This is a genomic window from Streptomyces sp. NPDC006798 (assembly GCF_040635975.1).
Lineage (GTDB): Bacteria > Actinomycetota > Actinomycetes > Streptomycetales > Streptomycetaceae > Streptomyces.
This window is the reverse complement of sequence record NZ_JBEYIS010000012.1, coordinates 106,248-129,491: the sequence shown is the minus strand read 5'-3', so window position 1 is coordinate 129,491 and position 23,244 is coordinate 106,248. Positions and strand designations below refer to the sequence as shown.

The following is a 23,244-nucleotide window of genomic DNA, read 5'->3' as shown; positions in this document are numbered from 1 at the left end:
CATGAGCAAGATCCTGATTCGCGGCGCGCGGGTACTCGGCGGGGAGCCGCAGGACGTCCTGATCGACGGTACGGCGATCAGCGCCGTCGCCCCCGCGATCGAGCCCGGCGACGCCACCGTCGTCGAAGCCGCCGGAAAGATCCTGCTGCCCGGCCTGGTCGACCTCCACACCCATCTGCGGGAGCCCGGCCGCGAGGACTCCGAGACCGTCCTCACCGGCACCCGCGCCGCGGCCGTCGGCGGCTACACCGCCGTCCACGCCATGGCCAACACCTTCCCGGTCGCCGACACCGCCGGCGTGGTCGAGCAGGTCTACCGGCTCGGCAAGGAGTCCGGCTACTGCGACGTACGGCCCGTCGGCGCCGTCACCGTCGGCCTGGAGGGCAAGCAGCTCGCCGAGCTGGGTGCCATGCACGACTCCGCCGCCGGGGTGACCGTCTTCTCCGACGACGGCAAGTGCGTCGACGACGCCGTGATCATGCGCCGCGCCCTGGAGTACGTGAAGGCGTTCGACGGCGTCGTCGCCCAGCACGCCCAGGAGCCCCGGCTCACCGAGGGCGCCCAGATGAACGAGGGCGTCGTCTCCGCCGAACTGGGACTCGGCGGCTGGCCCGCGGTCGCCGAGGAATCGATCATCGCCCGGGACGTCCTGCTCGCCGCCCACGTCGGCTCCCGGGTCCACATCTGCCACCTCTCCACCGCCGGATCCGTGGAGATCGTCCGCTGGGCCAAGTCCAAGGGCTGGGACGTGACCGCCGAGGTCACCCCGCACCATCTGCTCCTCACCGACGAACTGGTCCGCAGCTACGACCCGGTCTACAAGGTCAACCCTCCGCTGCGCACCGCCAACGACGTGATGGCCCTGCGCGAGGCGCTGGCCGACGGCACCATCGACTGCGTCGCCACCGACCACGCCCCCCACCCCCACGAGGACAAGGACTGCGAGTGGGGCGCCGCGGCCATGGGCATGGTCGGCCTGGAGACCGCCCTCTCCGTCGTCCAGGAGACGATGGTCGAGACCGGACTGCTCGACTGGGCCGGGGTCGCCGACCGGATGTCCTTCCGGCCCGCCCGGATCGGCCGCCTCGAAGGACACGGCCGTCCCGTCGCCTCCGGTGAGCCCGCCAACCTGGTCCTGGTCGATCCGGCATACCGTGGGACCGTGGACCCCGCGGACTTCGCCTCCCGCAGCCGAAACACCCCCTACCGGGGCCTCGAACTGCCGGGACGCGTCACCCACACCTTCCTGCGGGGCCGGGCAACGGTCGTCGACGGGAAGCTGACGTGACAACTCTCACCACCATCGCAGCGGGCATCGAGATCCTCGCGGCCGACGAACGCAAATCCGCGGAGGTCACCGACTGGGCCGCCCGGATCGGCTGGGTCGTCGGACTGCTGCTCTTCGTCGCCCTGGTCTACTGGCTGATGCGCCAGGGCTGGAAGTGGCGCGGCAGCCTCCAGTCGGACCTCCCCGAGCCGGCGCCGGTGACCGGCGACGGCGGTACCCCGCTCGCCGTACTCGAAGGCCGCTACCACGGCTCCACCACCGCCGGACAGTGGCTCGACCGGATCGTCGCCCACGGCCTGGGCGTCCGCAGCCGGGTCGAGCTGACCCTCACCGAGGCCGGACTCGACGTGGTACGCCCCGGGGCCCGCGACTTCCACATCCCCCGGGCCGCCCTGCGCGAGGCCCGCCTCGACAAGGGCATCGCCGGGAAGGTCCTCGCCGAGGGCGGACTGCTCGTCCTCACCTGGGAGCACGGCGGCACGCTGATCGACTCCGGCTTCCGCTCCGACCGGGCCGCCGAGCACAACGACTGGGTCGCCACCCTGAACAACCTGATCACCACGACGGAAGGCGCACGATGACCACCTCCACCAGGGGAGCCGCCGCACGGCGGACCACGGCTCCCGCCGTACTCGTCCTGGAGGACGGCCGCACCTTCCGCGGCCGCGCCTACGGGGCCGTGGGGGAGACCTTCGGCGAAGCGGTGTTCAACACCGGGATGACCGGATACCAGGAGACCCTGACCGACCCCTCGTACCACCGCCAGGTCGTCGTCATGACCGCCCCCCACGTCGGCAATACCGGGGTCAACGACGAGGACGACGAGTCCCGGAAGATCTGGGTCGCCGGATATGTGGTCCGCGACCCCGCCCGGACCCCCTCCAACTGGCGCTCCCGCCGCGGCCTCGACGAGGAGCTGACCGCCCAGGGCGTCGTCGGCATCAGCGGTATCGACACCCGCGCCCTCACCCGCCATCTGCGCGAGCGCGGCGCCATGCGGGTCGGCATCTTCTCCGGCGACGCCCTGGCCGACGACGCCGCCCTGCTCGCCCGGGTCCAGGCTGCCCCCCAGATGACCGGCGCCGACCTCTCTGCCGAGGTCGCCACCACCGAGACGTACGTCGTCCCCGCGGTCGGCGAGAAGCGGTTCACCGTCGCCGCCCTCGACCTCGGGATCAAGGGCATGACCCCGGCCCTGATGGCCGAACGCGGCATAGAGGTCCACGTCCTGCCCGCCACCGCCACCGTCGACGAGGTCTACGCCGTCAACCCCGATGGCGTCTTCCTCTCCAACGGTCCCGGCGACCCCGCCACCGCCGACCTCACCGTCGTCCGGGCGGTCCTGGAGAAGAAGACCCCCCTCTTCGGGATCTGCTTCGGCAACCAGCTCCTCGGCCGCGCCCTCGGCTTCGGCACCTACAAGCTGAAGTACGGCCACCGCGGCATCAACCAGCCCGTCCAGGACCGTACGACGGGCAAGGTCGAGGTCACCGCCCACAACCACGGCTTCGCCGTCGACGCGCCCCTCGACACCGTCTCCGACACCCCCTACGGCCGGGCCGAGGTCTCCCACGTCTGTCTCAACGACGACGTGGTGGAGGGGCTGCGGCTCCTCGACCGCCCGGCCTTCAGCGTCCAGTACCACCCCGAAGCGGCAGCGGGTCCGCACGACGCCGCCTACCTGTTCGACCGCTTCGTCTCCCTGATGGAGGGCCAGCGTGCCTAAGCGCACCGACATCCAGTCCGTCCTGGTCATCGGCTCGGGCCCGATCGTCATCGGCCAGGCCGCCGAGTTCGACTACTCCGGCACCCAGGCATGCCGCGTCCTCAAGGCCGAGGGCCTGCGGGTGATCCTGGTCAACTCCAACCCGGCCACGATCATGACCGACCCGGAGATCGCCGACGCCACCTACGTCGAGCCGATCACCCCGGAGTTCGTCGAGAAGATCATCGCCAAGGAGCGCCCCGACGCGCTGCTGCCCACCCTCGGCGGCCAGACGGCCCTCAACACCGCGATCTCCATGCACGAGCAGGGTGTGCTGGAGAAGTACGGCGTCGAACTCATCGGCGCCAACGTGGAAGCCATCAACAAGGGCGAGGACCGCGACCTCTTCAAGGGCGTCGTCGAGGCCGTCCGGGCCGAGACCGGCCACGGCGAGTCCGCCCGCTCGGTGATCTGCCACTCCATGGACGACGTCATCAAGGGCGTCGACACCCTCGGCGGCTACCCCGTCGTGGTCCGCCCCTCCTTCACCATGGGCGGCGCCGGCTCCGGCTTCGCCCACGACGAGGACGAGCTGCGCCGGATCGCCGGACAGGGCCTCACGCTCTCCCCGACCACCGAGGTACTCCTGGAGGAGTCCATCCTCGGCTGGAAGGAGTACGAGCTGGAGCTGATGCGCGACAAGAACGACAACGTCGTGGTCGTCTGCTCGATCGAGAACTTCGACCCGATGGGCGTCCACACCGGCGACTCCATCACCGTCGCCCCGGCGATGACCCTCACCGACCGCGAGTACCAGCGGCTCCGCGACATCGGTATCGCGATCATCCGCGAGGTCGGCGTCGACACCGGCGGCTGCAACATCCAGTTCGCCGTCGACCCCGACGACGGCCGGATCATCGTCATCGAGATGAACCCCCGGGTCTCCCGCTCCTCCGCGCTCGCCTCCAAGGCCACCGGCTTCCCGATCGCCAAGATCGCCGCCAAGCTGGCCGTCGGCTACACGCTGGACGAGATCCCCAACGACATCACCGAGCAGACCCCGGCCTCCTTCGAGCCCACCCTCGACTACGTCGTGGTCAAGGCCCCCCGGTTCGCCTTCGAGAAGTTCCCCTCCGCCGACGCCACCCTCACCACCACCATGAAGTCGGTCGGCGAGGCCATGGCCATCGGCCGCAACTTCACCGAGGCCCTCCAGAAGGCCCTGCGGTCCCTGGAGAAGAAGGGCAGCCAGTTCGACTTCGCCACCCCCGTCGCCGACCTCGGCGACAAGGCGGAGCTGCTGCGCGAGGCCGTCCGTCCCACCGACGGCCGGATCAACACCGTGATGGCCGCCATCCGCGCCGGGGCCACCCCCGGCGAGGTCTTCGACGCCACCCGGATCGACCCCTGGTTCGTCGACCAGCTCTTCCTGATCAAGGAGTACGCGGACGAGCTGGCCGCCGCCGACGAGCTGACACCCGAACTGCTGGCCGAGGCCAAGCGGCACGGCTTCTCGGACGCCCAGATCGCCGGGATCCGCGGACTGCGCGAGGACATCGTCCGCGAGGTCCGGCACGCCCTCGGCATCCGCCCGGTCTACAAGACCGTCGACACCTGCGCCGCCGAGTTCGCCGCCCGGACCCCGTACTTCTACTCCTCGTACGACGAGGAGAACGAGGTCGCCCCGCGCGAGAAGCCCGCCGTGATCATCCTGGGCTCCGGGCCCAACCGGATCGGCCAGGGCATCGAGTTCGACTACTCCTGCGTCCACGCCTCCTTCGCGCTCAGCGACGCGGGCTACGAGACCGTGATGGTCAACTGCAACCCCGAGACCGTCTCCACCGACTACGACACCTCCGACCGGCTCTACTTCGAGCCGCTCACCCTGGAGGACGTCCTGGAGATCGTGCACGCCGAGGCCCAGGCCGGCCCGATCGCCGGAGTCGTCGTCCAGCTCGGCGGCCAGACCCCGCTCGGCCTCGCCCAGGCCCTCAAGGACAACGGCGTCCCCGTCGTCGGCACTTCCCCCGAGGCCATCCACGCCGCCGAGGACCGCGGCGCCTTCGGGCAGGTCCTCAAGGAGGCCGGGCTCCCCGCCCCCAAGCACGGCACCGCCACCACCTTCGCCGAGGCCAAGGCCATCGCCGACGAGATCGGCTACCCGGTCCTGGTCCGGCCCAGCTACGTCCTCGGCGGACGCGGTATGGAGATCGTGTACGAGGAGGCCCGGCTGGAGTCGTACATCGCCGAGTCCACCGAGATCAGCCCCACCCGGCCGGTCCTGGTCGACCGCTTCCTCGACGACGCCATCGAGATCGACGTCGACGCCCTCTACGACGGCCACGAGCTCTACCTCGGCGGCGTCATGGAGCACATCGAGGAAGCCGGGATCCACTCCGGCGACTCCGCCTGCGCCCTGCCCCCGATCACCCTCGGCGGCTTCGACATCAAGCGGCTGCGCGCCTCCACCGAGGCCATCGCCCGCGGGGTCGGCGTCCGCGGACTGATCAACATCCAGTTCGCCATGGCCGGGGACATCCTCTACGTCCTGGAGGCCAACCCGCGGGCCTCCCGTACGGTCCCCTTCACCTCCAAGGCCACCGCCGTACCGCTGGCCAAGGCCGCCGCCCGGATCTCACTCGGCGCCACCGTCGCCGAACTCCGCGCCGAGGGCCTGCTGCCCGCCACCGGCGACGGCGGCACCCTGCCGATGGACGCCCCGATCTCGGTCAAGGAGGCCGTGATGCCGTGGTCCCGGTTCCGGGACATCCACGGCCGCGGGGTGGACACCGTCCTCGGCCCCGAGATGCGCTCCACCGGCGAGGTGATGGGCATCGACTCCGTCTTCGGCACGGCCTACGCCAAGTCGCAGGCGGGTGCCTACGGGCCGCTGCCCACCAAGGGCCGGGCCTTCATCTCGGTCGCCAACCGGGACAAGCGCTCGATGATCTTCCCGGCGCGCGAGCTGGTCGCCCACGGCTTCGAACTCCTCGCCACCTCCGGCACCGCCGAGGTGCTCAAGCGGAACGGCCTCAACGCCACCGTCGTCCGCAAGCAGAGCGAGGGCGAGGGGCCGAACGGCGAGAAGACCATCGTCCAGCTGATCCACGACGGCGAGGTCGACCTGATCGTCAACACCCCGTACGGCACCGGGGGCCGCCTCGACGGCTACGACATCAGGACCGCGGCCGTCGCCCGCGCCGTCCCCTGCCTCACCACGGTCCAGGCCCTCGCCGCGGCCGTCCAGGGCATCGACGCCCTCAACCGCGGCGACGTGGGAGTCCGCTCCCTCCAGGAACACGCGGAACAACTGACCGCGGCGCGCGACTAGCGGATTCGACGAGGGGGACACCGGCGACACGGTGTCCCCCTCCTCATGACCCCTCCTTGCGGGGCGTGTCCGCAGGCCGCCCCTCCTTCAGGACCGAGGACCCCACACCCCATGTACCAGCTCTTCTTCAACCTCTTCTTCAAGCGGATGGACCCCGAGGCCGCCCACCACCTGGCCTTCCGCTGGATCCGGCTGCTGGCCCGGATCCCGGTACTGCGCACCTATGCCGCCGCCGTGCTCGCCCCCCGCCACGAGGAGCTGCGCACCGAGGCCCTCGGGCTGCGGATGCACGGCCCCTTCGGGCTCGCCGCGGGCTTCGACAAGAACGCCGCCGGGATCGACGGCCTGGCGATGCTCGGCTTCGACCATGTCGAGATCGGTACGGTCACCGCACTGGCCCAGCCCGGCAACCCGAAGCAGCGGCTCTTCCGGCTGGTCGCCGACCGGGCCCTGATCAACCGGATGGGCTTCAACAACGACGGCTCGGCCGAGGTCGCCCGCCGGCTGGGGGAGCGGCGCGAGGTCTTCCGTACCGTCGTCGGCGTCAATATCGGCAAGACCAAGATCGTCCCCGAGGCGGAGGCCGTCGCCGACTACGTCACCTCCACCGAGCGGCTCGCCCGGCACGCCGACTATCTCGTGGTGAACGTCTCCTCGCCCAACACCCCCGGACTGCGGAATCTGCAGGCCACCGAGGCGCTGCGGCCCCTGCTGACCGCCGTCCGCGAGGCCGCGGACCGGACCGGGACCCGGCGCCGGGTCCCGCTGCTGGTCAAGATCGCCCCCGATCTGGCCGACGAGGACGTCGACGCCGTCGCCGACCTCGCGGTCGAACTCGGTCTGGACGGCATCATCGCCACCAACACCACCATCGCCCGCGAGGGCCTGCGCTCCCCGGCCGAGCTGACCGCCGAGGCCGGCGGACTCTCCGGCGCCCCGCTCAGGGAGCGGTCCCTGGAGGTCCTGCGGCGGCTCTACGCCCGGGTCGGCGACCGGATCACCCTGGTCGGCGTCGGCGGTATCGAGACCGCCGAGGACGCCTGGCAGCGGATCCTCGCCGGGGCCACCCTCGTCCAGGGCTACAGCGCCTTCGTCTACCAGGGCCCCTTCTGGAGCCGGGCGATCCACCGGGGCCTCGCGGCCCGGCTGGCGGACAGCCCGTACGCCACCCTCGCCGAGGCCGTCGGCGCCGATGTCCGTACCGCCGCCACCGGGACCACCGGGGATCAGGAGCAGGCCGCATGACCGCCGGAAACACCCCCTTCGGCGCCCGGCTGCGGGCCGCCATGGACGACCGGGGCCCTCTCTGCGTCGGAATCGACCCCCATGCGTCGCTGCTCACGGAATGGGGGCTGAACGACGACGTCGCGGGCCTGGAGCGGTTCTCCAGGACCGCGGTCGAGGCGCTCGCCGACCGGGTCGCCGTCCTCAAGCCGCAGGCCGCCTTCTACGAGCGGTTCGGCTCCCGGGGCGTCGCGGTGCTGGAGAAGACGGTCGAGGAGGCCAGGGCCGCGGGCGCGCTGGTCCTGATGGACGCCAAGCGGGGCGATATCGGCTCCACCATGGCCGCCTACGCCTCGGCCTTCCTCGACCCCGCGTCCCCGCTCTTCTCGGACGCCGTCACCGTCTCCCCGTATCTGGGCTTCGGCTCGCTGCGCCCGGCGCTGGACGCCGCCCGGGCCGCCGGTGCCGGGGTCTTCGTGCTGGCCCTGACCTCCAACCCGGAGGGCGCCGAGGTCCAGCGGGCCACCGTCGCCGACGGCCGTCCGCTGGCCCAGGTGATGCTGGACCACATGGCCGCCGAGAACGCCGGTGCCGACCCGATGGGCTCGGTCGGCGCGGTGGTCGGCGCCACCCTCGCCGACGCCGGGGTGGAGCTGGCCATCAACGGCCCGCTGCTCGCCCCGGGGATCGGCGCCCAGGGGGCGACCCCGGCCGATCTGCCGCGGGTCTTCGGCGCCGCGGTCCGCCAGGTGGTGCCCAGTGTCAGCCGGGGCGTACTCCGGCACGGTCCGGATCCGGCCGACCTGCGGGCGGCGGCGGCGCGGTACGCGGAGGAGTGCCGGGAGGCCGTCGCGGCGGTCTGACGGCTCTCGCCCGGGGCGGCCGGCCGGGTCCGCCCCGGGCATAGATGTACTGACCAGCGGATTTGCCGGAAGGAGCGGGTGCGCCGCCCGGAAATCGCGTCCTCACATCGAGTTGACAGAAACTTGACGCAAAACCCGGTCGTTATGTCGTAAAAGTCCTGGTCGGTCGATGCTGACCAGGACTTTTCGTCTGTTCTCGCTGACTGGAGCGGTGCGGCCCGCTAGTCTCCGTCGAAGAGCGGCACGAGCACTGCGTTGCTCGTTGCTCGCCTGGTGTGGGGCGACTAGGTTCCTCACCGGTCCGTATCCGACAGTTCGACATCCGAGGTGACGTAGGCGTGGCTCTTCCGCCCCTTACCCCTGAACAGCGCGCAGCCGCGCTCGAAAAGGCCGCCGCGGCTCGCCGGGAGCGGGCCGAGGTCAAGAATCGACTCAAGCACTCCGGGGCCTCGCTCCACGAGGTCATCAAGCAGGGCCAGGAGAACGACGTCATCGGCAAGATGAAGGTCTCCGCACTGCTTGAGTCCCTGCCCGGCGTGGGCAAGGTCCGCGCCAAGCAGATCATGGAGCGGCTCGGCATCTCCGAGAGCCGTCGTGTGCGCGGCCTCGGCTCCAACCAGATCGCGTCCCTGGAGCGCGAGTTCGGCGGCGGTCCCGCCTGATCGTCTCCCGGTGTCCGGGGCGGCGGTCCCGGACACCCCGGAGAACCGGGATAATCGCTGCATGGCAGCAGAGGTACGTCCGCGGCTGACCGTGCTCTCCGGCCCCTCGGGGGTCGGCAAGAGCACGGTCGTCGCGCATATGCGCAAGGTCCACCCCGAGGTCTGGCTCTCGGTGTCGGCCACCACCAGAAAGCCCCGCCCCGGCGAGCGTCACGGTGTCCAGTATTTCTTCGTCTCCGACGACGAATTCGACAAGCTGATCGCCAATGGCGAGCTGCTGGAGTGGGCGACTTTCGCGGGCAACCGGTACGGCACCCCGCGCGGGGCCGTGCTGGACCGCCTGGAGGCGGGTGAGCCCGTCCTCCTGGAGATCGACCTCCAGGGCGCCCGGCAGGTCAAGGAGTCCATGGCGGACTCCCGGCTGGTCTTCCTGGCCCCGCCGAGCTGGGACGAGCTGGTCCGCAGGCTCACCGGCCGGGGCACCGAGTCGGCCGAGGTGATCGAGGAGCGGCTGGCCGCCGCCCGGGTCGAGCTGGCCGCCGAGTCCGAGTTCGACACGACCCTGGTCAACACCTCCGTCGAGGACGTGGCCCGTGAGCTGCTAGCCTTGGTGGCGGTGTCTTCAGACGAGTGATCGCCTCCGGCGATTCTCCTCGGACCCGGCGAACGGCCGCGGTCACCCGCGACCCCGTCGCACACCATCGTTTTTTGTTTGTCTCCGGTTTTTTCCCTCTTTCGGAAGGTAGAGCGTGTCCTCTTCCATCACTGCGCCCGAGGGCATCATCAACCCGCCGATCGACGAGCTGCTCGAGGCCACGGACTCGAAGTACAGCCTCGTGATCTACGCGGCCAAGCGGGCGCGTCAGATCAACGCGTACTACTCGCAGCTCGGTGAGGGCCTGCTCGAGTACGTCGGCCCGCTCGTCGACACCCACGTCCACGAGAAGCCCCTCTCGATCGCGCTGCGCGAGATCAACGCGGGTCTGCTGACCTCCGAGGCGGTCGAGGGCGCGACCAACTGACGCGACCCACCGCATCACCCGACCGGCCCCGCCGGTCGGACGCGACATCCATCACCGGGCCCGGCGGGAACACCGCCGGGCCCGTGGTGTGTCATTAGGAGTGCCGTGGGGCGCCGGGGCGCAGTCAGCCGGGAGCGTCGCGGCAGCGACAGCCGAGAGTGGGGAGAGGCAATGGCCGAGCCGGGTACGCCGGAGAGTCCGGGATCGTCGCGGAAGCCGCGGGTCGTCCTGGGGGTCAGCGGGGGCATCGCCGCCTACAAGGCGTGCGAGCTGCTCCGCAGACTCACGGAGTCGGGCCACGACGTCCGGGTCGTGCCCACCGCGTCCGCCCTGGAATTCGTCGGCGCCCCCACCTGGGCCGCCCTCTCGGGCCATCCGGTCTCCACCGAGGTGTGGACCGATGTCCACGAGGTGCCGCACGTACGGATCGGACAGCGCGCCGACCTGGTCGTCGTCGCCCCCGCCACCGCCGACCTGCTGGCCAGGGCCGTCCACGGCCTCGCCGGTGATCTGCTGACGAACACCCTGCTCACCGCCCGCTGTCCGGTGGTCTTCGTGCCCGCCATGCATACCGAGATGTGGGAGCACCCGGCGACCCGGGAGAACGTGGCCGCACTCCGCCGCCGGGGCGCCGTCGTCGTGGAGCCCGCCGTCGGCCGGCTCACCGGCGTCGACACCGGCAAGGGCCGGCTGCCCGACCCGGGGGAGATCTTCGAACTCTGCCGCCGGGTACTCGCCCGGGGCACCGCCGAACCCGATCTGGCCGGCCGCCATGTGGTGATCAGCGCCGGAGGCACCCGGGAGCCGCTCGACCCGGTGCGCTTCCTGGGCAACCGTTCCTCCGGCAAGCAGGGGTACGCGCTGGCGCGCACGGCCGCCGCCCGGGGCGCCCGGGTGACCCTGGTCGCCGCGAACACCGCCCTGGCCGACCCGGCGGGCGTCGATGTGGTGCCCGTCGGCACGGCCCGGGAGCTGCGGGAAGCCGTACTGGCCGCCGCGGCCGACGCCGACGCCGTCGTGATGGCCGCCGCGGTGGCCGACTTCCGCCCCGCCGACTACGCCACCGGCAAGATCAAGAAGAAGGACGGCGAGGAGCCCGCGCCGATCGCCCTCGTCCGCAACCCGGACGTCCTCGCCGAGCTCTCCGCCGAACGGCCCCGGGCCGGTCAGGTGATCGTCGGCTTCGCCGCCGAGACCGACGACGTCCTCGCCAACGGCCGCGACAAGCTCCGCCGCAAGGGCTGCGACCTGCTGGTCGTCAATGAGGTCGGAGAGCGCAGGACCTTCGGCTCCGAGCAGAACGAGGCCGTCGTCCTGGCCGCCGACGGCGCGGAGACCCCCGTTCCGTACGGGCCCAAGGAGACCCTGGCGGATGTGGTGTGGGACCTGGTGGTGCCCCGCCTCGACGGCGATCCGCGCGGCTGAGCAGACGGACCGGCCCCCGGCAACCCCTGCGACACGCTCGGAAGAGGGGGTGGCCAGCCCCTATTTTCAGCCGTTCATCAGCGCCGCCGACGGCATCTCCGCAGCTCAGAGATCAACGACCCCGCTCTCACGAATCGGGACGGGGTGGACCGGCGGTGGACGGTGCCGGATAAACTGGTCCGCGGAACGTCGCGGGGCGCAGCCCCCTGCCGGTCCACCAATGATCAGCCAGCAGCCGCTGCAACCCCAGGGAGCGATGTGTCCCGCCGTCTTTTCACCTCGGAGTCCGTGACCGAAGGTCACCCCGACAAGATCGCCGATCAGATCAGCGACACCATTCTCGACGCGCTCCTCACGGAGGACCCGACGTCCCGCGTCGCCGTCGAGACCCTGATCACCACCGGCCTGGTGCATGTCGCCGGCGAAGTGACGACCAAGGCGTACGCCGACATCCCGACGCTGGTCCGGAACAAGATTCTGGAGATCGGCTACGACTCCTCGAAGAAGGGCTTCGACGGCGCGTCCTGCGGAGTGTCGATCTCCATCGGCGCCCAGTCCCCGGACATCGCCCAGGGCGTCGACGAGGCGTACGAGAAGCGGGTCGGGGGCACCGACGACGGCGACGACGACCTCGACAAGCAGGGCGCGGGCGATCAGGGCCTGATGTTCGGCTACGCCTGCGACGAGACGCCCGAGCTGATGCCGCTGCCGATCCATCTGGCGCACCGGCTCTCCCGCCGGCTCTCCGAGGTCCGCAAGAACGGCACCATCCCCTACCTGCGGCCCGACGGCAAGACCCAGGTCACCATCGAGTACGACGGCGACAAGGCCGTCCGCCTCGACACGGTCGTGGTCTCCTCGCAGCACGCCTCCGACATCGACCTCGACTCGCTGCTCGCACCCGACATCCGCGAGTTCGTCGTCGAGCACGTGCTGAAGGAGCTCGTCGAGGACGGCATCAAGCTCGACACCGACGGCTACCGGCTGCTGGTCAACCCCACCGGACGATTCGAGATCGGCGGCCCCATGGGCGACGCCGGACTCACCGGCCGCAAGATCATCATCGACACCTACGGCGGCATGGCCCGCCACGGCGGCGGCGCCTTCTCCGGAAAGGACCCGTCCAAGGTCGACCGCTCGGCCGCCTACGCCATGCGCTGGGTCGCCAAGAACGTGGTCGCCGCCGGGCTCGCGGCGCGCTGCGAGGTGCAGGTGGCGTACGCCATCGGCAAGGCGGAGCCGGTCGGCCTCTTCGTCGAGACCTTCGGCACGGCGACCGTCGAGGTCGAGAAGATCGAGCAGGCCATCTCGGCGGTCTTCGACCTGCGTCCCGCGGCGATCATCCGCGACCTGGACCTGCTGCGGCCGATCTACGGTCAGACGGCGGCGTACGGGCACTTCGGCCGTGAGCTGCCGGACTTCACCTGGGAGCGGACGGACCGCACGGCCGCGCTCCGCGAGGCCGCGGGCCTCTGATTCCCGGCCCCTTGGTGACCCCGGCGCCCTCGTAAGGGCGCCGGGGTCACACCCGTCTCCGGCCCCGCCGCTGCCTGCGGGCTTCGGGGGTGGGGGACTCCCGGGCGCCGCCCGCGCCTTCCGCCCTGCCGGGCTGGTGTCTCGGTCGCGCCCGCGGCCTGTCCGTGGCTGGTCGCGCAGTTCCCCGCGCCCCTCAACGCTCTCCCCGGCGCCGCCCCTGAAAGGGGCACCCGCCCCGGGAAGAGGGGCCCGCCTCTTTCCCGGGGCGGCCGGGAGGAGCAACCAGGGGCGCGGGGAACTGCGCGAGCGGCCACAGGCGGGCCGCGGGCGCGACTGATGCAGCGGCCCGGCAGGGCAGCAGGCGCGGGCCGTGCCGTGGACGGACCAAGGCGCTGAAGGGCCCAGAGGCGCTGGGGCACCCACGCCGCTGGGCGAAGGAGGCGGAACTGCGCGAACCGCGGGCGCCGGACAACGGCACCGCGCGGGACGAGCCACCGGCGGGTGGCGGGCCGCGAGATCAGGCCGCCGGGATGTCAGGGGGCTCTGACAGAATTACCGGCGTGGGCAGGGACGACGCGTCGACCGGGACCGGGAACGACCCGGCATCCGCTCCCGAGCAGCTGGCGCTGATCCGGGAGTCGGTCCGCCGCGCCGACGTCCCCCGGGCCAAGCCCCGTACCTGGCGCGGTGCCGCCCTCGCGGAGGAGCTGCCCGTCGCCCGGGTCGTGGTCAACAAGGGTGTGCTCCATCTCGACCAGTACTTCGACTACGCCGTGCCGAAGGAGCTGGATGCCGACGCCCGCCCCGGGGTCCGGGTCAGGGTCCGGTTCGGGGCCGGGGGCGGCCGGGTGCGGCAGGGCCGCCGGGAGGGCGGCGGGCTCATCGACGGCTTCATCGTCGAGCGCCGGGCCTCCTCGGACTACAGCGGCGCCCTCGCCGCCCTCGCGAACGTCGTGTCCCCGGAGCCCGTGCTCAGCCCGGAGGCCCTGGCCCTGGCCCGGGACGTCGCCGACCGTTACGCGGGGTCGCTGGCGGACGTGCTCCAGCTCGCGGTGCCGCCGAGGAACGCCCGTGCGGAGGGCCGGCCGTCGCCCGAGCCGCTGCCGCCGCCCCCGGCGCCGGACGCCGGGACATGGGGGCGGTATCCGAACGGCCCCGGATTCCTGGCCGCGCTCGCGGACGGCGGCGGCCCGCGCGCGGTCTGGACGGCGCTGCCCGGGCCCGGCTGGCCCGACGAGCTGGCCCGTGCCGTGGCGGCCACCCTGGCATCGGGCCGCGGGGCGCTGGTCGTCGTCCCGGACGGACGCCGGGTCGCCCGGGTGGACGAGGCGCTGACCGCTCTCCTCGGCTCCGGCCGCCATGCGGTCCTGACCGCCGATTCGGGGCCCGAGAAGAGATACGGCGAGTGGCTGGCCGTACGGCGGGGATCCGTCCGCGCGGTGGTGGGGACCCGGGCGGCGATGTTCGCCCCGGTACGGGATCTCGGCCTGGTCGCGATCTGGGACGACGGGGACTCCAGCCACAGCGATGACCGGGCGCCGTTCCCGCACGTCCGGGAGGTGCTGGAGCTGCGGGCCCGCAATGAGTCCTGCGGCTTTCTGCTGGGCGGTCTGAGCTGCACCGTGGAGGCCGCGCAGCTCGTCGGCAGCGGCTGGGCCCGCCCGCTGGCGGCCGACCGGGACCGGGTCAGGGCCGCCGCGCCGCTGGTCCGTACCGTCGGCGACGAACAGCTCGGCCGCGACGGGGCCGCGCGGGCGGCCCGGCTGCCGACCCTGGCGTGGGAGACCGCCCGGGAGGGGCTGAGGCACGGTCCGGTGCTGGTGCAGGTGCCCCGGCGGGGATACGTACCGAGGCTCGGCTGCGAACGGTGCCGTACGCCCGCCCGGTGCGAACGGTGCTCCGGGCCGTTGCAGGCCCCCGAGGAGCGGGCGCTCGGCTGCGGCTGGTGCGGCCGGGAAGTACCGGAATGGCACTGCCTCGGCTGTGGCGGTACGCGGCTGCGCGCCAGCGTCGTCGGGGCCCGGCGCACCGCCGAGGAGCTGGGGCGTACGTTCCCCGCCGTCCCGGTCCGGACCTCCGGCCGGGACCATGTGCTGGACACCGTGCCCGGCCGCCCGGCGCTCGTGGTCAGCACCCCCGGGGCCGAGCCGGTCGCCGACGGCGGATACGCGGCGGCTCTCCTCCTCGACGGCTGGGCCATGCTCGGCCGACCCGATCTGCGCTCCTCCGAGGAGGCGCTGCGGCGCTGGATCGACGCGGCGGCGCTGGTACGGGGCGGGGCCGAGGGCGGCACAGTCGTGATCGTCGCCGAGCCGACCCTCCGGCCGGTCCAGGCCCTGGTCCGCTGGGACCCGGTCGGCCACGCCAGACGCGAACTGGCGGACCGGGCCGAGCTGGGCTTTCCGCCGGTGTCGCGGATGGCGGCGGTGACGGGGCGGACGGACACGGTGGCGGCGTTCCTGGCCGCGGCGGGCCTGCCGCCGGAGACCGAGGTCCTGGGCCCGGTGCCGCTGCCCGCGCCCCCGGCAGGGCGCCCCCGGCGCCCCGGCGACCCCCCGCCGGGGGAGCCGTGGTCACAGGCGCTGCTCCGGGTGCCGCCGGGCAGCGGGGCGGCGTTGGCGCGGGCGCTGAAGTCGGCGAGGGCGGCGCGGTCGGCGCGCGGCGGGACGGAGCAGGTCCGGATCCGCGTCGACCCCCTCGACATCGGCTGAACGCCTCCCGCTGAGGGGTGCCCGACTCCTGGGGCCCCGGTCCGGGCGCCCCCGCGTCGCCCGGCGGCTGAAGCCCGCTCGCGAGCCGCGGCGGGCAGTGGTGGGCTGGTCGCGCAGTTCCGCCCCCTTCGCCTGGCGGCGTGGGGGCCTCCAGCGCCCCTGGTTGCCCCCTGGGGGCCTTTGCGATGAGGGCGCCCTCCGGGCAGAGGCAGTGCCTCCTCCGGAGGAGTTTCGACCGCGAGCCGTCTGTGGCTGGTCGCGCAGTTCCCCGCGCCCCTCAATGCTCTCCCCGGCGCCGCCGCTCCACGAGGAGATCCCTCTCAAGGGCCGGCAGGTGGAGGAGGTCAGGGGCGCGGGGGAACTGCGCGACCAGCCGGCCACGGTCCGCGGACCGCGAACAAGAATCAGCGGCCGGGCGCGGCCCGGGTCGTGGAGCTCACCCGGAGGGCCGAGGCGCTGGGGGTCCCCTCATTGCCGAAGGCACAGGGCCCACGGACCGCGGACCGCGGACAACATCACGCCGCCGGGCGCGGCCCGGGGCCGGAGGACCCCGCGGCGGGAGGCGTCCGTCAGCCGTTGCGGGGGCCCGGGAAGGCTCCCGGGCGCGGGTCCGGCGCCGGCGCCGGGGTCGGGGGAGCCGCCGAGGGCGTGGGCTGCGGCGGCATGCTCCGGGCCGCCGGTACCGCCGGTACCGGCGGGAATCCGCGCGGCTCCGCCTCGGCCGGCGGCGGTGCGACCGCCGTCGCCGTCCCGTTCGCCGACGACGGCTGCGCGGTGCGCCGCGCGCCGTACCGCCGGTGTACCGCCTGCTTGGTGACTCCGAGCGCCGAGCCCACCGCGTCCCAGGAGAAGCCGAGCGAGCGGTCGAAGTCCACCGCGGCCGTGACCAGCGTTTCGACGCTGTCGCGGAGTTCCTGGGCGAGCCGGACGGTGGGTGCGGGGGCCCGGCCGTAGACGACGAACCCGGTGGAGGGGCCGGTGCGGCGCGGGCGGTACACATTGCCCAGCTGGGCGGTGAGCGTGCGCAACGCGTCCACCTGCCGGCGGACCCGTTCGATGTCCCGCACCAGGAGTTGCAGGCTGGCCCGGGCTTGGGCGTCGTGGGTTGCGTGGTCGGCCATCGGAAGCCTCTCGAACCGGCGTGGACACGTGGAAAGTGGAGAAGGGGCCGGGCCGCTGAGGGGGGCGGCGGCCCGTGTCGGCCGATCCCGCCGGGTCCGTGGTGAGCGGTTCCCCGGAGATCGGTCAATCTTTCTTGACCAACGCGGCACCCGCCGTTGTGGTCACGCTGCGGGGGCGTAAGCGCATATGTCGCGGTCGAGCGGGCTACCGTACGCCCCCCGCGCCCCCACCCGAACGGGCCCGGTCGTACGATCCGTACGCCATCCGCGCCACCCGCCGGACCGATCCGCTCGGGTGGTACACGCCCTAGACTGATGCGTCGCCCGTTCGCGTCGTTCGTACAGCCGAGAGGCAGTCAGTCACCCATGAAGCTCGTCTTCGCCGGTACCCCCGAGGTCGCCGTGCCCGCCCTGGACGCCCTGATCGCCTCCGAGCGGCACGAGGTCGCCGCGGTGATCACCCGCCCCGACGCCCCCGCCGGGCGCGGCAGGCGGCTGGTGGCCAGTCCGGTCGCCCAGCGTGCGGAGGAGGCGGGGATCGAGGTGCTCAAGCCCGCCCGGCCCCGGGACGAGGACTTCCTGGCCCGGCTGCGGGAGATCGGCCCCGACTGCTGTCCCGTGGTGGCGTACGGCGCCCTGCTGCCGAAGGCCGCCCTGGCCGTCCCGGCGCGCGGCTGGGTGAATCTGCACTTCTCGCTGCTGCCCGCGTGGCGCGGTGCCGCGCCGGTCCAGCACGCCGTGATCGCCGGGGACGAGATGACGGGCGCGGCGACCTTCCTGATCGAGGAGGGGCTGGACTCCGGGCCGGTCTACGGGGTGGTCACCGAGCTGGTCCGGCCCACCGACACCAGCGGTGATCTGCTGACCCGGCTGGCCTTCGCCGGGGCCGGGCTGCTGGCCGCGACGATGGACGGGATCGAGGACGGCTCCCTGAAGCCGGTTCCGCAGCCCGCCGACGGGGTGTCGCTCGCCCCGAAGATCACCGTGGACGACGCCCGGGTCGACTGGCGGGCCCCGGCCCTGCGGGTCGACCGGCTGGTGCGCGGCTGCACCCCGGCACCCGGCGCCTGGACCGTGTTCCGGGGCGAGCGGCTGAAGCTGGTCGCCGTCGCCCCGGACCGGGAGCGGACGGATCTGGCGCCCGGCGAACTGGCGGCGGGCAAGAACGACGTCCGGGTCGGTACCGGGTCGCACGCGGTGGAACTGCTGTGGGTCCAGCCGCAGGGCAAGAAGCCGATGCGGGCGGCGGACTGGGCGCGGGGCGTGCGGATCGCGCCCGGCGAGCGGCTCGACGCCGGTGCCGCGGGCTGACTCCGCCCGGCGGTGACCCGGGGCCCGGCGGCCGTACCGCCGGGCCGGACGTAACCTGGAACGACCCCGACTGATCGACGCACGCGGAGCACCTTTGAACGACCAGGCACGCCCCCGGGGCGCCCGCCGCCCCCGTCCCCACAAGCCCTACCGGCGCCCGGTGAAGGACCCCGTACGGATCCTCGCCTTCGACGCGCTGCGGGCCGTGGACGAACGCGACGCCTACGCCAACCTCGTCCTCCCGCCGCTGCTGCGCGCGGCCCGCGAGAAGGACGACTTCGACGACCGGGACGCGGCGCTCGCCACCGAGCTGGTGTACGGCACGCTCCGCCGCCAGGGCACCTATGACGCGATCATCGCGGCCTGTGTCGACCGGCCGCTGCGCGAGGTCGACCCACCGGTCCTCGACGTGCTGGCGCTCGGCGCCCATCAGCTGCTGGGTACCCGGATCCCGACGCACGCCGCCGTGTCGGCCAGTGTGGAGCTGGCCCGGGTGGTGCTGGGCGACGGCCGGGCCAAGTTCGTCAACGCCGTCCTGCGGAAGATCGCCCGGGACGACCTCGACACCTGGATCGAGCGGGTCGCGCCGCCGTACGACGAAGACCCCGAGGACCATCTCGCGGTCGTCCACTCCCACCCCCGGTGGGTCGTCTCGGCCCTCTGGGACGCCCTCGGCGGCCCCCGCGCGGGCATCGAGGAACTGCTGGCCGCCGACAACGAGCGGCCCGAGGTGACCCTGGTCGCCCGGCCCGGCCGGTCCACCGCCGAGGAACTGCTGGAGCCGGAGTCCGCCGAGCCCGGGCGCTGGTCGCCGTATGCGGTACGGATGACGGACGGCGGCGAGCCGGGCGCGGTCGACGCGGTCCGCGAGGGCCGGGCCGGGGTCCAGGACGAGGGCAGCCAGCTGGTGGCGATCGCCCTGGCCGGCGCCCCCGTCGAAGGCCCCGACACCCGCTGGCTGGACGGCTGCGCCGGCCCCGGCGGCAAGGCTGCCCTGCTGGCCGCGCTGGCGGCGGAGCGGGGCGCGGCCCTGCTGGCCGCCGAGAAGCAGCCCCACCGGGCCGGTCTGGTCGGCCGGGCGCTGGCCGGGAACCCCGGCCCGTACCAGGTGATCACCGCCGACGGCACCCGGCCCCCGTGGCGGCCCGGTGTCTTCGACCGGGTCCTGGTCGACGTCCCCTGCTCGGGCCTGGGCGCCCTGCGCCGCCGCCCCGAGGCCCGCTGGCGCCGCCGCCCCGAGGACATGGAGGGCTTCGCGCCGCTCCAGCGCGCCCTGCTCCGGGAGGCCCTCAAGGCGGTCCGGGTCGGCGGTGTCGTCGGCTACGCGACCTGCTCGCCCCATCTGGCGGAGACCCGGATCGTCGTGGACGACGTACTGCGCGGCCGGGGCGGCGCCCCCGTCGAGGCCGAGTGGATCGACGCCCGGCCGCTGATGCCCGGGGTCCCGGCCCTCGGCGACGGCCCGGACGTCCAGCTCTGGCCGCATGTGCACGGTACGGACGCGATGTATCTGGCCCTGCTGCGCCGTACCGGCTGAGCCCGGGACCCCGGCGGGCGGGAGGGCCCCCCGCGCGATCCGGGAAGAGGGCCGGGCGGCGATGTCGAGAACGGCCGTCCGGCTCCGTCCCAGGGGTGAGTACGGCCACCGAAGGCCGTACCGGCACCGAGGAGAGAGACCATGGCCAAGTACTTGCTGCTGAAGCACTACCGGGGCGCCCCGGCGGCGGTGAACGACGTACCGATGGAGCGGTGGACGCCACAGGAGATCTCGGCCCACGTCCGGTACATGGAGGACTTCGCCGCCGAGCTGGAGAAGACCGGCGAGTTCGTCGACGGGCAGGCCCTGGCGCCCGGCGGGACCTGGGTCCGGTACGACGGCGAGGGGCGACCGCCCGTCACCGACGGACCGTTCGCCGAGACCAAGGACCTGATCGCCGGCTGGATGGTGATCGACGTCGACGGCTACGAGCGGGCCGTCGAACTGGCCGGGAAGCTGTCGGCGGCGCCCGGCGCGGGCGGCCGGCCGATCCACGAGTGGCTGGAGCTGCGCCCGTTCCTCGGCGCGCCCCCTACCATCACGGAGTGATCCGACCGATGGACGAGGCCCTGCTGCGGAGTCTGACCCCGGTCGTCCTCGGCACCCTCGTCCGCCGCGGCGCGGACTTCGCGTCGGCCGAGGACGCCGTCCAGGAAGCCCTGGTGGAGGCCGTACGGGTCTGGCCCGACGCGCCCCCGAACGACCCCAGGGCCTGGCTGGTCACCGTCGCCTGGCGCAAGTTCGTCGACGGGAGGCGGGCGGAATCCGCCCGCCTCCGGCGCGAGGAACGCGTGGAGGAGGAACCGCCGCCCGGGCCCGTGCCCTCGGTGGACGACACCCTCCGGCTCTACTTCCTCTGCGCCCATCCGTCGCTGACGCCGTCGTCGGCGGTGGCGCTGACCCTGCGCGCCGTCGGCGGGCTGACCACCCGGCAGATCGCCCGCGCCTATCTGGTGCCCGAGGCGACCATGGCGCAGCGGATCAGCCGGGCCAAGCGGACCGTCTCCGGCGTCGCCTTCGACCGGCCCGGCGATGTCGCCACCGTGCTGCGGGTGCTCTACCTGGTCTTCAACGAGGGCTACTCCGGCGATGTGGACCTCGCCGCCGAGGCCATCCGGCTCACCCGGCAGCTCGCGGCGGCCGTCGACCACCCCGAGCCCGCCGGGCTGCTCGCCCTGATGCTGCTCCACCACGCCCGGCGGCCCGCCAGGACGGCGCCCGACGGCGCTCTGGTGCCCCTCGCCGAGCAGGACCGCGGCCGCTGGGACACCGGCCTGGTCGCCGAGGGCGTCGCCGTTCTCCAGGCGGCGCTCGCCCGCGACCGGCTCGGCGAGTACCAGGCCCAGGCCGCCGTCGCGGCGCTGCACGCCGACGCGCCCACCGCCGCCGAGACCGACTGGCCGCAGATCGTCGAGTGGTACGACGAACTGGTCCGGCTGACCGGCAGCCCGGTCGTCCGGCTCAACCGGGCGGTCGCCGTCGGCGAGGCCGAGGGCCCGTCCGCGGGTCTCGCGGCGCTCGCCGGACTGGACCCCGGTCTGCCGCGCCGTACGGCGGTGGAGGCCCATCTCCGCGAGCGCGCCGGGGACCGGGAGACGGCCGCCCGGCTCTACGCCGAGGCCGCCGGGCAGGCGACCGACACCGCCGAGCGCGACCATCTGACCCGCCGGGCGGCCCGCCTCAACACACGCCTCGCCGCCCTGCCCGGCGACGGCCCCGACGGCCCCGCCGGTCCCGAAGACACCGACGGCGCCGGTGGTCCGGCCGCGGGCTGACACCGGGCCGCCCGTGGTCAGTGCTGGATGTGGAACCGGGCCTGGGAGACCACGGACTGCCGCAACCTGCTGGTGAAGTCCGGTGTCCGGGCGATCCGGTCCACCCCGCTCGCCTTGCTGTTCCGCAGGGCGCTCTTGAAGCCGGTGTCCAGCGCGCCCGTCATCCGCCGCATCAGGTCGTCGTCCAGATGTTCGAGGTCGATATTGAGCAGATCGCGCTCGGTGGGCTGCCGCAGCCGGGTGAGGGTGTACGCCGACATCGACGCCAGCGGATAGAGCCAGTTCTCCTGCGAGTCGCCCAGCAGCGGCTGGTCGGCCGTGTACTCCTGGAGGAAGGCCCGCAGCCGGGTGTGGACGTCGAGGCAGAGCCGGTAGATGTCCAGATCGTGCCGGGTGGAGAAGATCTGGCCGTAGTACTGCTCGTTCAGCAGCAGTTCGTCGGAGTGGCGCAGCGCCGTATGCGGTTCGCGCAGGACGAAGGAGGTGAACTCCCGGGCCAGCCGGGCCATCGTGACGATCCGGTCGAGGGGCAGCCCGAGATTGCGGTAGTGGCTGGCCCGGCGTTCGTAGCGGTAGCCGCCCGTGTACGCCAGGCTCTCCTCGATGTCCTTCTGGATGGACTCCGTGGCCCGCAGGGCACCGGCGGGCAGCTGGGTCTGGCTGTTGGTGGCCCGGATGATCCGGTCGCGGGCGGTCCCCGACTCGGGCGCCACGACTATCTTGACCAGCAGGGACCGGTCCCGGTGATGTCCGCCCTGCTGGAAGTAGCTGTAGACCTCGTGGCTGGTCTGGAGGCCGTTGACGATCTGCGGGTCCTTGACCACGATCCGCTTCCCGGCGATCTGGGCGGCGTCCGCGACGATCGTCACCCCGTTGTTGAACCACCAGAAGTCCTCACCGGTACCGGACTTCAGGGTCTCGCCGATGGCGTTGTTCACCATCGTGGAGCCCGCGTAGTCCCGGACGTTGGACTCGAAGAGCTCCAGCCGCAGCGCCTCGTTGTCGGAGGTGATGAAGCGGTAGTACTCGTCCAGCCGGGCCAGGCAGACATAGCCCTCGCCGAGGGACGTACTCATCGGGGTCTCGGTGAAGACCAGCTGGGCCACCGCCTTGGCGCCCCGGGCGGTCCGCTCGCGGAGATCGGCGGCGTTGAGGTACTCCAGGTCGACCACGGTGTCCGAGGTGATCAGCGGGGCCAGCTCGCGGCGCAGCCGGTCGCCCTTCGCCTTCACATTGGGATGCGGCCCCTCCGCCGCCTTGTTGGCGTAGATGACCTTGATCCGGACCTTGGGGAACGAGGACGCCAGTTCCTCCAGGACCCGCAGGAACCGCCAGGTCCGGTCGAGCAGTTTGGCGTTGGTGTGAGGCGCCAGCTCGTCCTCGTCCCGGCTCATGTCCAGCAGGGCGGGCAGATGGAAGTGGAGCTTCTCGATCACCGACTCCTGGTAGCCCGAGGTGTTCTTCGCCTGCAGGATCACCAGCTCGATCTTGTTGGCCCTGGTCGACAGCCGCCGATGCGAGTCGGCGGTGATGAAGCGTTCGTCGACAAAGGTCCAGATGCCGTCGATCCCGCAGTCGTGGGCCCCGTCGACGATCCCGTCCATGATCTCGTCGTAGTCGAGATCCCAGTCCTGGAGGGCGTTGTCGGCGGCGAAGTAGGTGAAGAAGTCGTCCCGGCTCTTCTCGGGGGCCAGCGTGCGGTGCCGGTCCTCCAGAATCCGGTGGAGCAGACGCTGGTCATTGCTCTGTGCCGCTGTCATTCCGCGATCCCCCACGCACCGTCGGTCACCATG

General features: G+C 72.8%; 18 protein-coding genes. 16 read left to right on the top strand and 2 right to left on the bottom strand.

Going from position 1 to position 23,244, the window contains the following annotated elements; all coding sequences use genetic code 11:
• The first annotated feature begins 1 nt into the window (after nt 1).
• From ABZ714_RS10950 to ABZ714_RS10895, 12 genes are all read left to right on the top strand, one after another.
• Complete coding sequence (locus tag ABZ714_RS10950; RefSeq protein ID WP_358824861.1) at nt 2-1,288, top strand: dihydroorotase; 1,287 nt, start codon at nt 2-4, stop codon at nt 1,286-1,288.
• A complete protein-coding gene (locus ABZ714_RS10945; RefSeq protein ID WP_358824860.1) occupies nt 1,285-1,869 on the top strand; it encodes a hypothetical protein in 585 nt (194 codons plus the stop codon). Before ABZ714_RS10950 ends, ABZ714_RS10945 begins: the two co-directional genes overlap by 4 nt.
• Complete coding sequence (carA, locus tag ABZ714_RS10940; RefSeq protein WP_358824859.1) at nt 1,866-3,014, top strand: glutamine-hydrolyzing carbamoyl-phosphate synthase small subunit; 1,149 nt, start codon at nt 1,866-1,868, stop codon at nt 3,012-3,014. The genes ABZ714_RS10945 and carA overlap by 4 nt, the downstream gene beginning before the upstream one ends.
• Nucleotides 3,007-6,324, top strand: a complete 3,318-nt coding sequence (carB, locus tag ABZ714_RS10935; RefSeq protein ID WP_358824858.1) for a carbamoyl-phosphate synthase large subunit — start codon at nt 3,007-3,009, stop codon at nt 6,322-6,324. The genes carA and carB overlap by 8 nt, the downstream gene beginning before the upstream one ends.
• A gap of 111 nt (nt 6,325-6,435) precedes the next feature.
• Nucleotides 6,436-7,569, top strand: a complete 1,134-nt coding sequence (locus ABZ714_RS10930) for a quinone-dependent dihydroorotate dehydrogenase (protein ID WP_358824857.1) — start codon at nt 6,436-6,438, stop codon at nt 7,567-7,569.
• Nucleotides 7,566-8,411 carry an orotidine-5'-phosphate decarboxylase gene (gene pyrF / locus ABZ714_RS10925; protein ID WP_358824856.1) on the top strand — a complete coding sequence of 282 codons (846 nt, stop codon included), beginning with the start codon at nt 7,566-7,568 and terminating at the stop codon, nt 8,409-8,411. Before ABZ714_RS10930 ends, pyrF begins: the two co-directional genes overlap by 4 nt.
• Nucleotides 8,412-8,749: 338 nt before the next feature.
• Nucleotides 8,750-9,073 carry an integration host factor gene (locus ABZ714_RS10920; protein WP_003956414.1) on the top strand — a complete coding sequence of 108 codons (324 nt, stop codon included), beginning with the start codon at nt 8,750-8,752 and terminating at the stop codon, nt 9,071-9,073.
• A 61-nt stretch (nt 9,074-9,134) separates the two neighbouring features.
• On the top strand, nt 9,135-9,707 hold the full coding sequence (gmk, locus tag ABZ714_RS10915) for a guanylate kinase (protein ID WP_358824855.1): 573 nt from the start codon (nt 9,135-9,137) through the stop codon (nt 9,705-9,707).
• Between the two features lie 115 nt (nt 9,708-9,822).
• Nucleotides 9,823-10,095: a DNA-directed RNA polymerase subunit omega gene (rpoZ, locus tag ABZ714_RS10910; protein WP_358824854.1), complete on the top strand. Its 273-nt coding sequence runs from the start codon at nt 9,823-9,825 to the stop codon at nt 10,093-10,095.
• A gap of 171 nt (nt 10,096-10,266) precedes the next feature.
• A complete protein-coding gene (coaBC, locus tag ABZ714_RS10905) occupies nt 10,267-11,520 on the top strand; it encodes a bifunctional phosphopantothenoylcysteine decarboxylase/phosphopantothenate--cysteine ligase CoaBC (RefSeq protein WP_358824853.1) in 1,254 nt (417 codons plus the stop codon).
• Between the two features lie 258 nt (nt 11,521-11,778).
• A complete protein-coding gene (gene metK / locus ABZ714_RS10900) occupies nt 11,779-12,996 on the top strand; it encodes a methionine adenosyltransferase (protein WP_358824852.1) in 1,218 nt (405 codons plus the stop codon).
• A gap of 560 nt (nt 12,997-13,556) precedes the next feature.
• Nucleotides 13,557-15,707 (top strand): primosomal protein N', encoded by a 2,151-nt coding sequence (locus ABZ714_RS10895; protein WP_358824851.1) that lies wholly within the window; start codon nt 13,557-13,559, stop codon nt 15,705-15,707.
• 569 nt (nt 15,708-16,276) lie between these two features.
• Here the strand turns inward: ABZ714_RS10895 and ABZ714_RS10890 are convergent.
• Nucleotides 16,277-16,828, bottom strand: coding sequence for a hypothetical protein (locus tag ABZ714_RS10890; RefSeq protein WP_358824850.1), 552 nt, complete (start codon nt 16,826-16,828; stop codon nt 16,277-16,279).
• A 366-nt stretch (nt 16,829-17,194) separates the two neighbouring features.
• On the opposite strand from ABZ714_RS10890, the gene fmt reads away from it, so the two are divergent.
• The 4 genes from fmt to ABZ714_RS10870 all read left to right on the top strand — a co-directional run bounded on the left by fmt (nt 17,195) and on the right by ABZ714_RS10870 (nt 21,451).
• Nucleotides 17,195-18,139 (top strand): methionyl-tRNA formyltransferase, encoded by a 945-nt coding sequence (gene fmt, locus ABZ714_RS10885; protein ID WP_358824849.1) that lies wholly within the window; start codon nt 17,195-17,197, stop codon nt 18,137-18,139.
• Nucleotides 18,140-18,233: 94 nt separating this feature from the next.
• The gene (locus ABZ714_RS10880) at nt 18,234-19,676 is read left to right on the top strand and encodes a transcription antitermination factor NusB (protein ID WP_358824848.1); all 1,443 of its coding nucleotides are present in this window, start codon (nt 18,234-18,236) and stop codon (nt 19,674-19,676) included.
• 141 nt (nt 19,677-19,817) lie between these two features.
• Nucleotides 19,818-20,225 (top strand): YciI family protein, encoded by a 408-nt coding sequence (locus tag ABZ714_RS10875; RefSeq protein ID WP_358824847.1) that lies wholly within the window; start codon nt 19,818-19,820, stop codon nt 20,223-20,225.
• An 8-nt stretch (nt 20,226-20,233) separates the two neighbouring features.
• Nucleotides 20,234-21,451, top strand: a complete 1,218-nt coding sequence (locus ABZ714_RS10870; RefSeq protein WP_358824905.1) for a DUF6596 domain-containing protein — start codon at nt 20,234-20,236, stop codon at nt 21,449-21,451.
• Between the two features lie 17 nt (nt 21,452-21,468).
• On the opposite strand, the gene ABZ714_RS10865 is transcribed toward ABZ714_RS10870, so the two are convergent.
• Complete coding sequence (locus ABZ714_RS10865) at nt 21,469-23,211, bottom strand: AIPR family protein (protein WP_358824846.1); 1,743 nt, start codon at nt 23,209-23,211, stop codon at nt 21,469-21,471.
• Between the last annotated feature and the right edge of the window lie 33 nt (nt 23,212-23,244).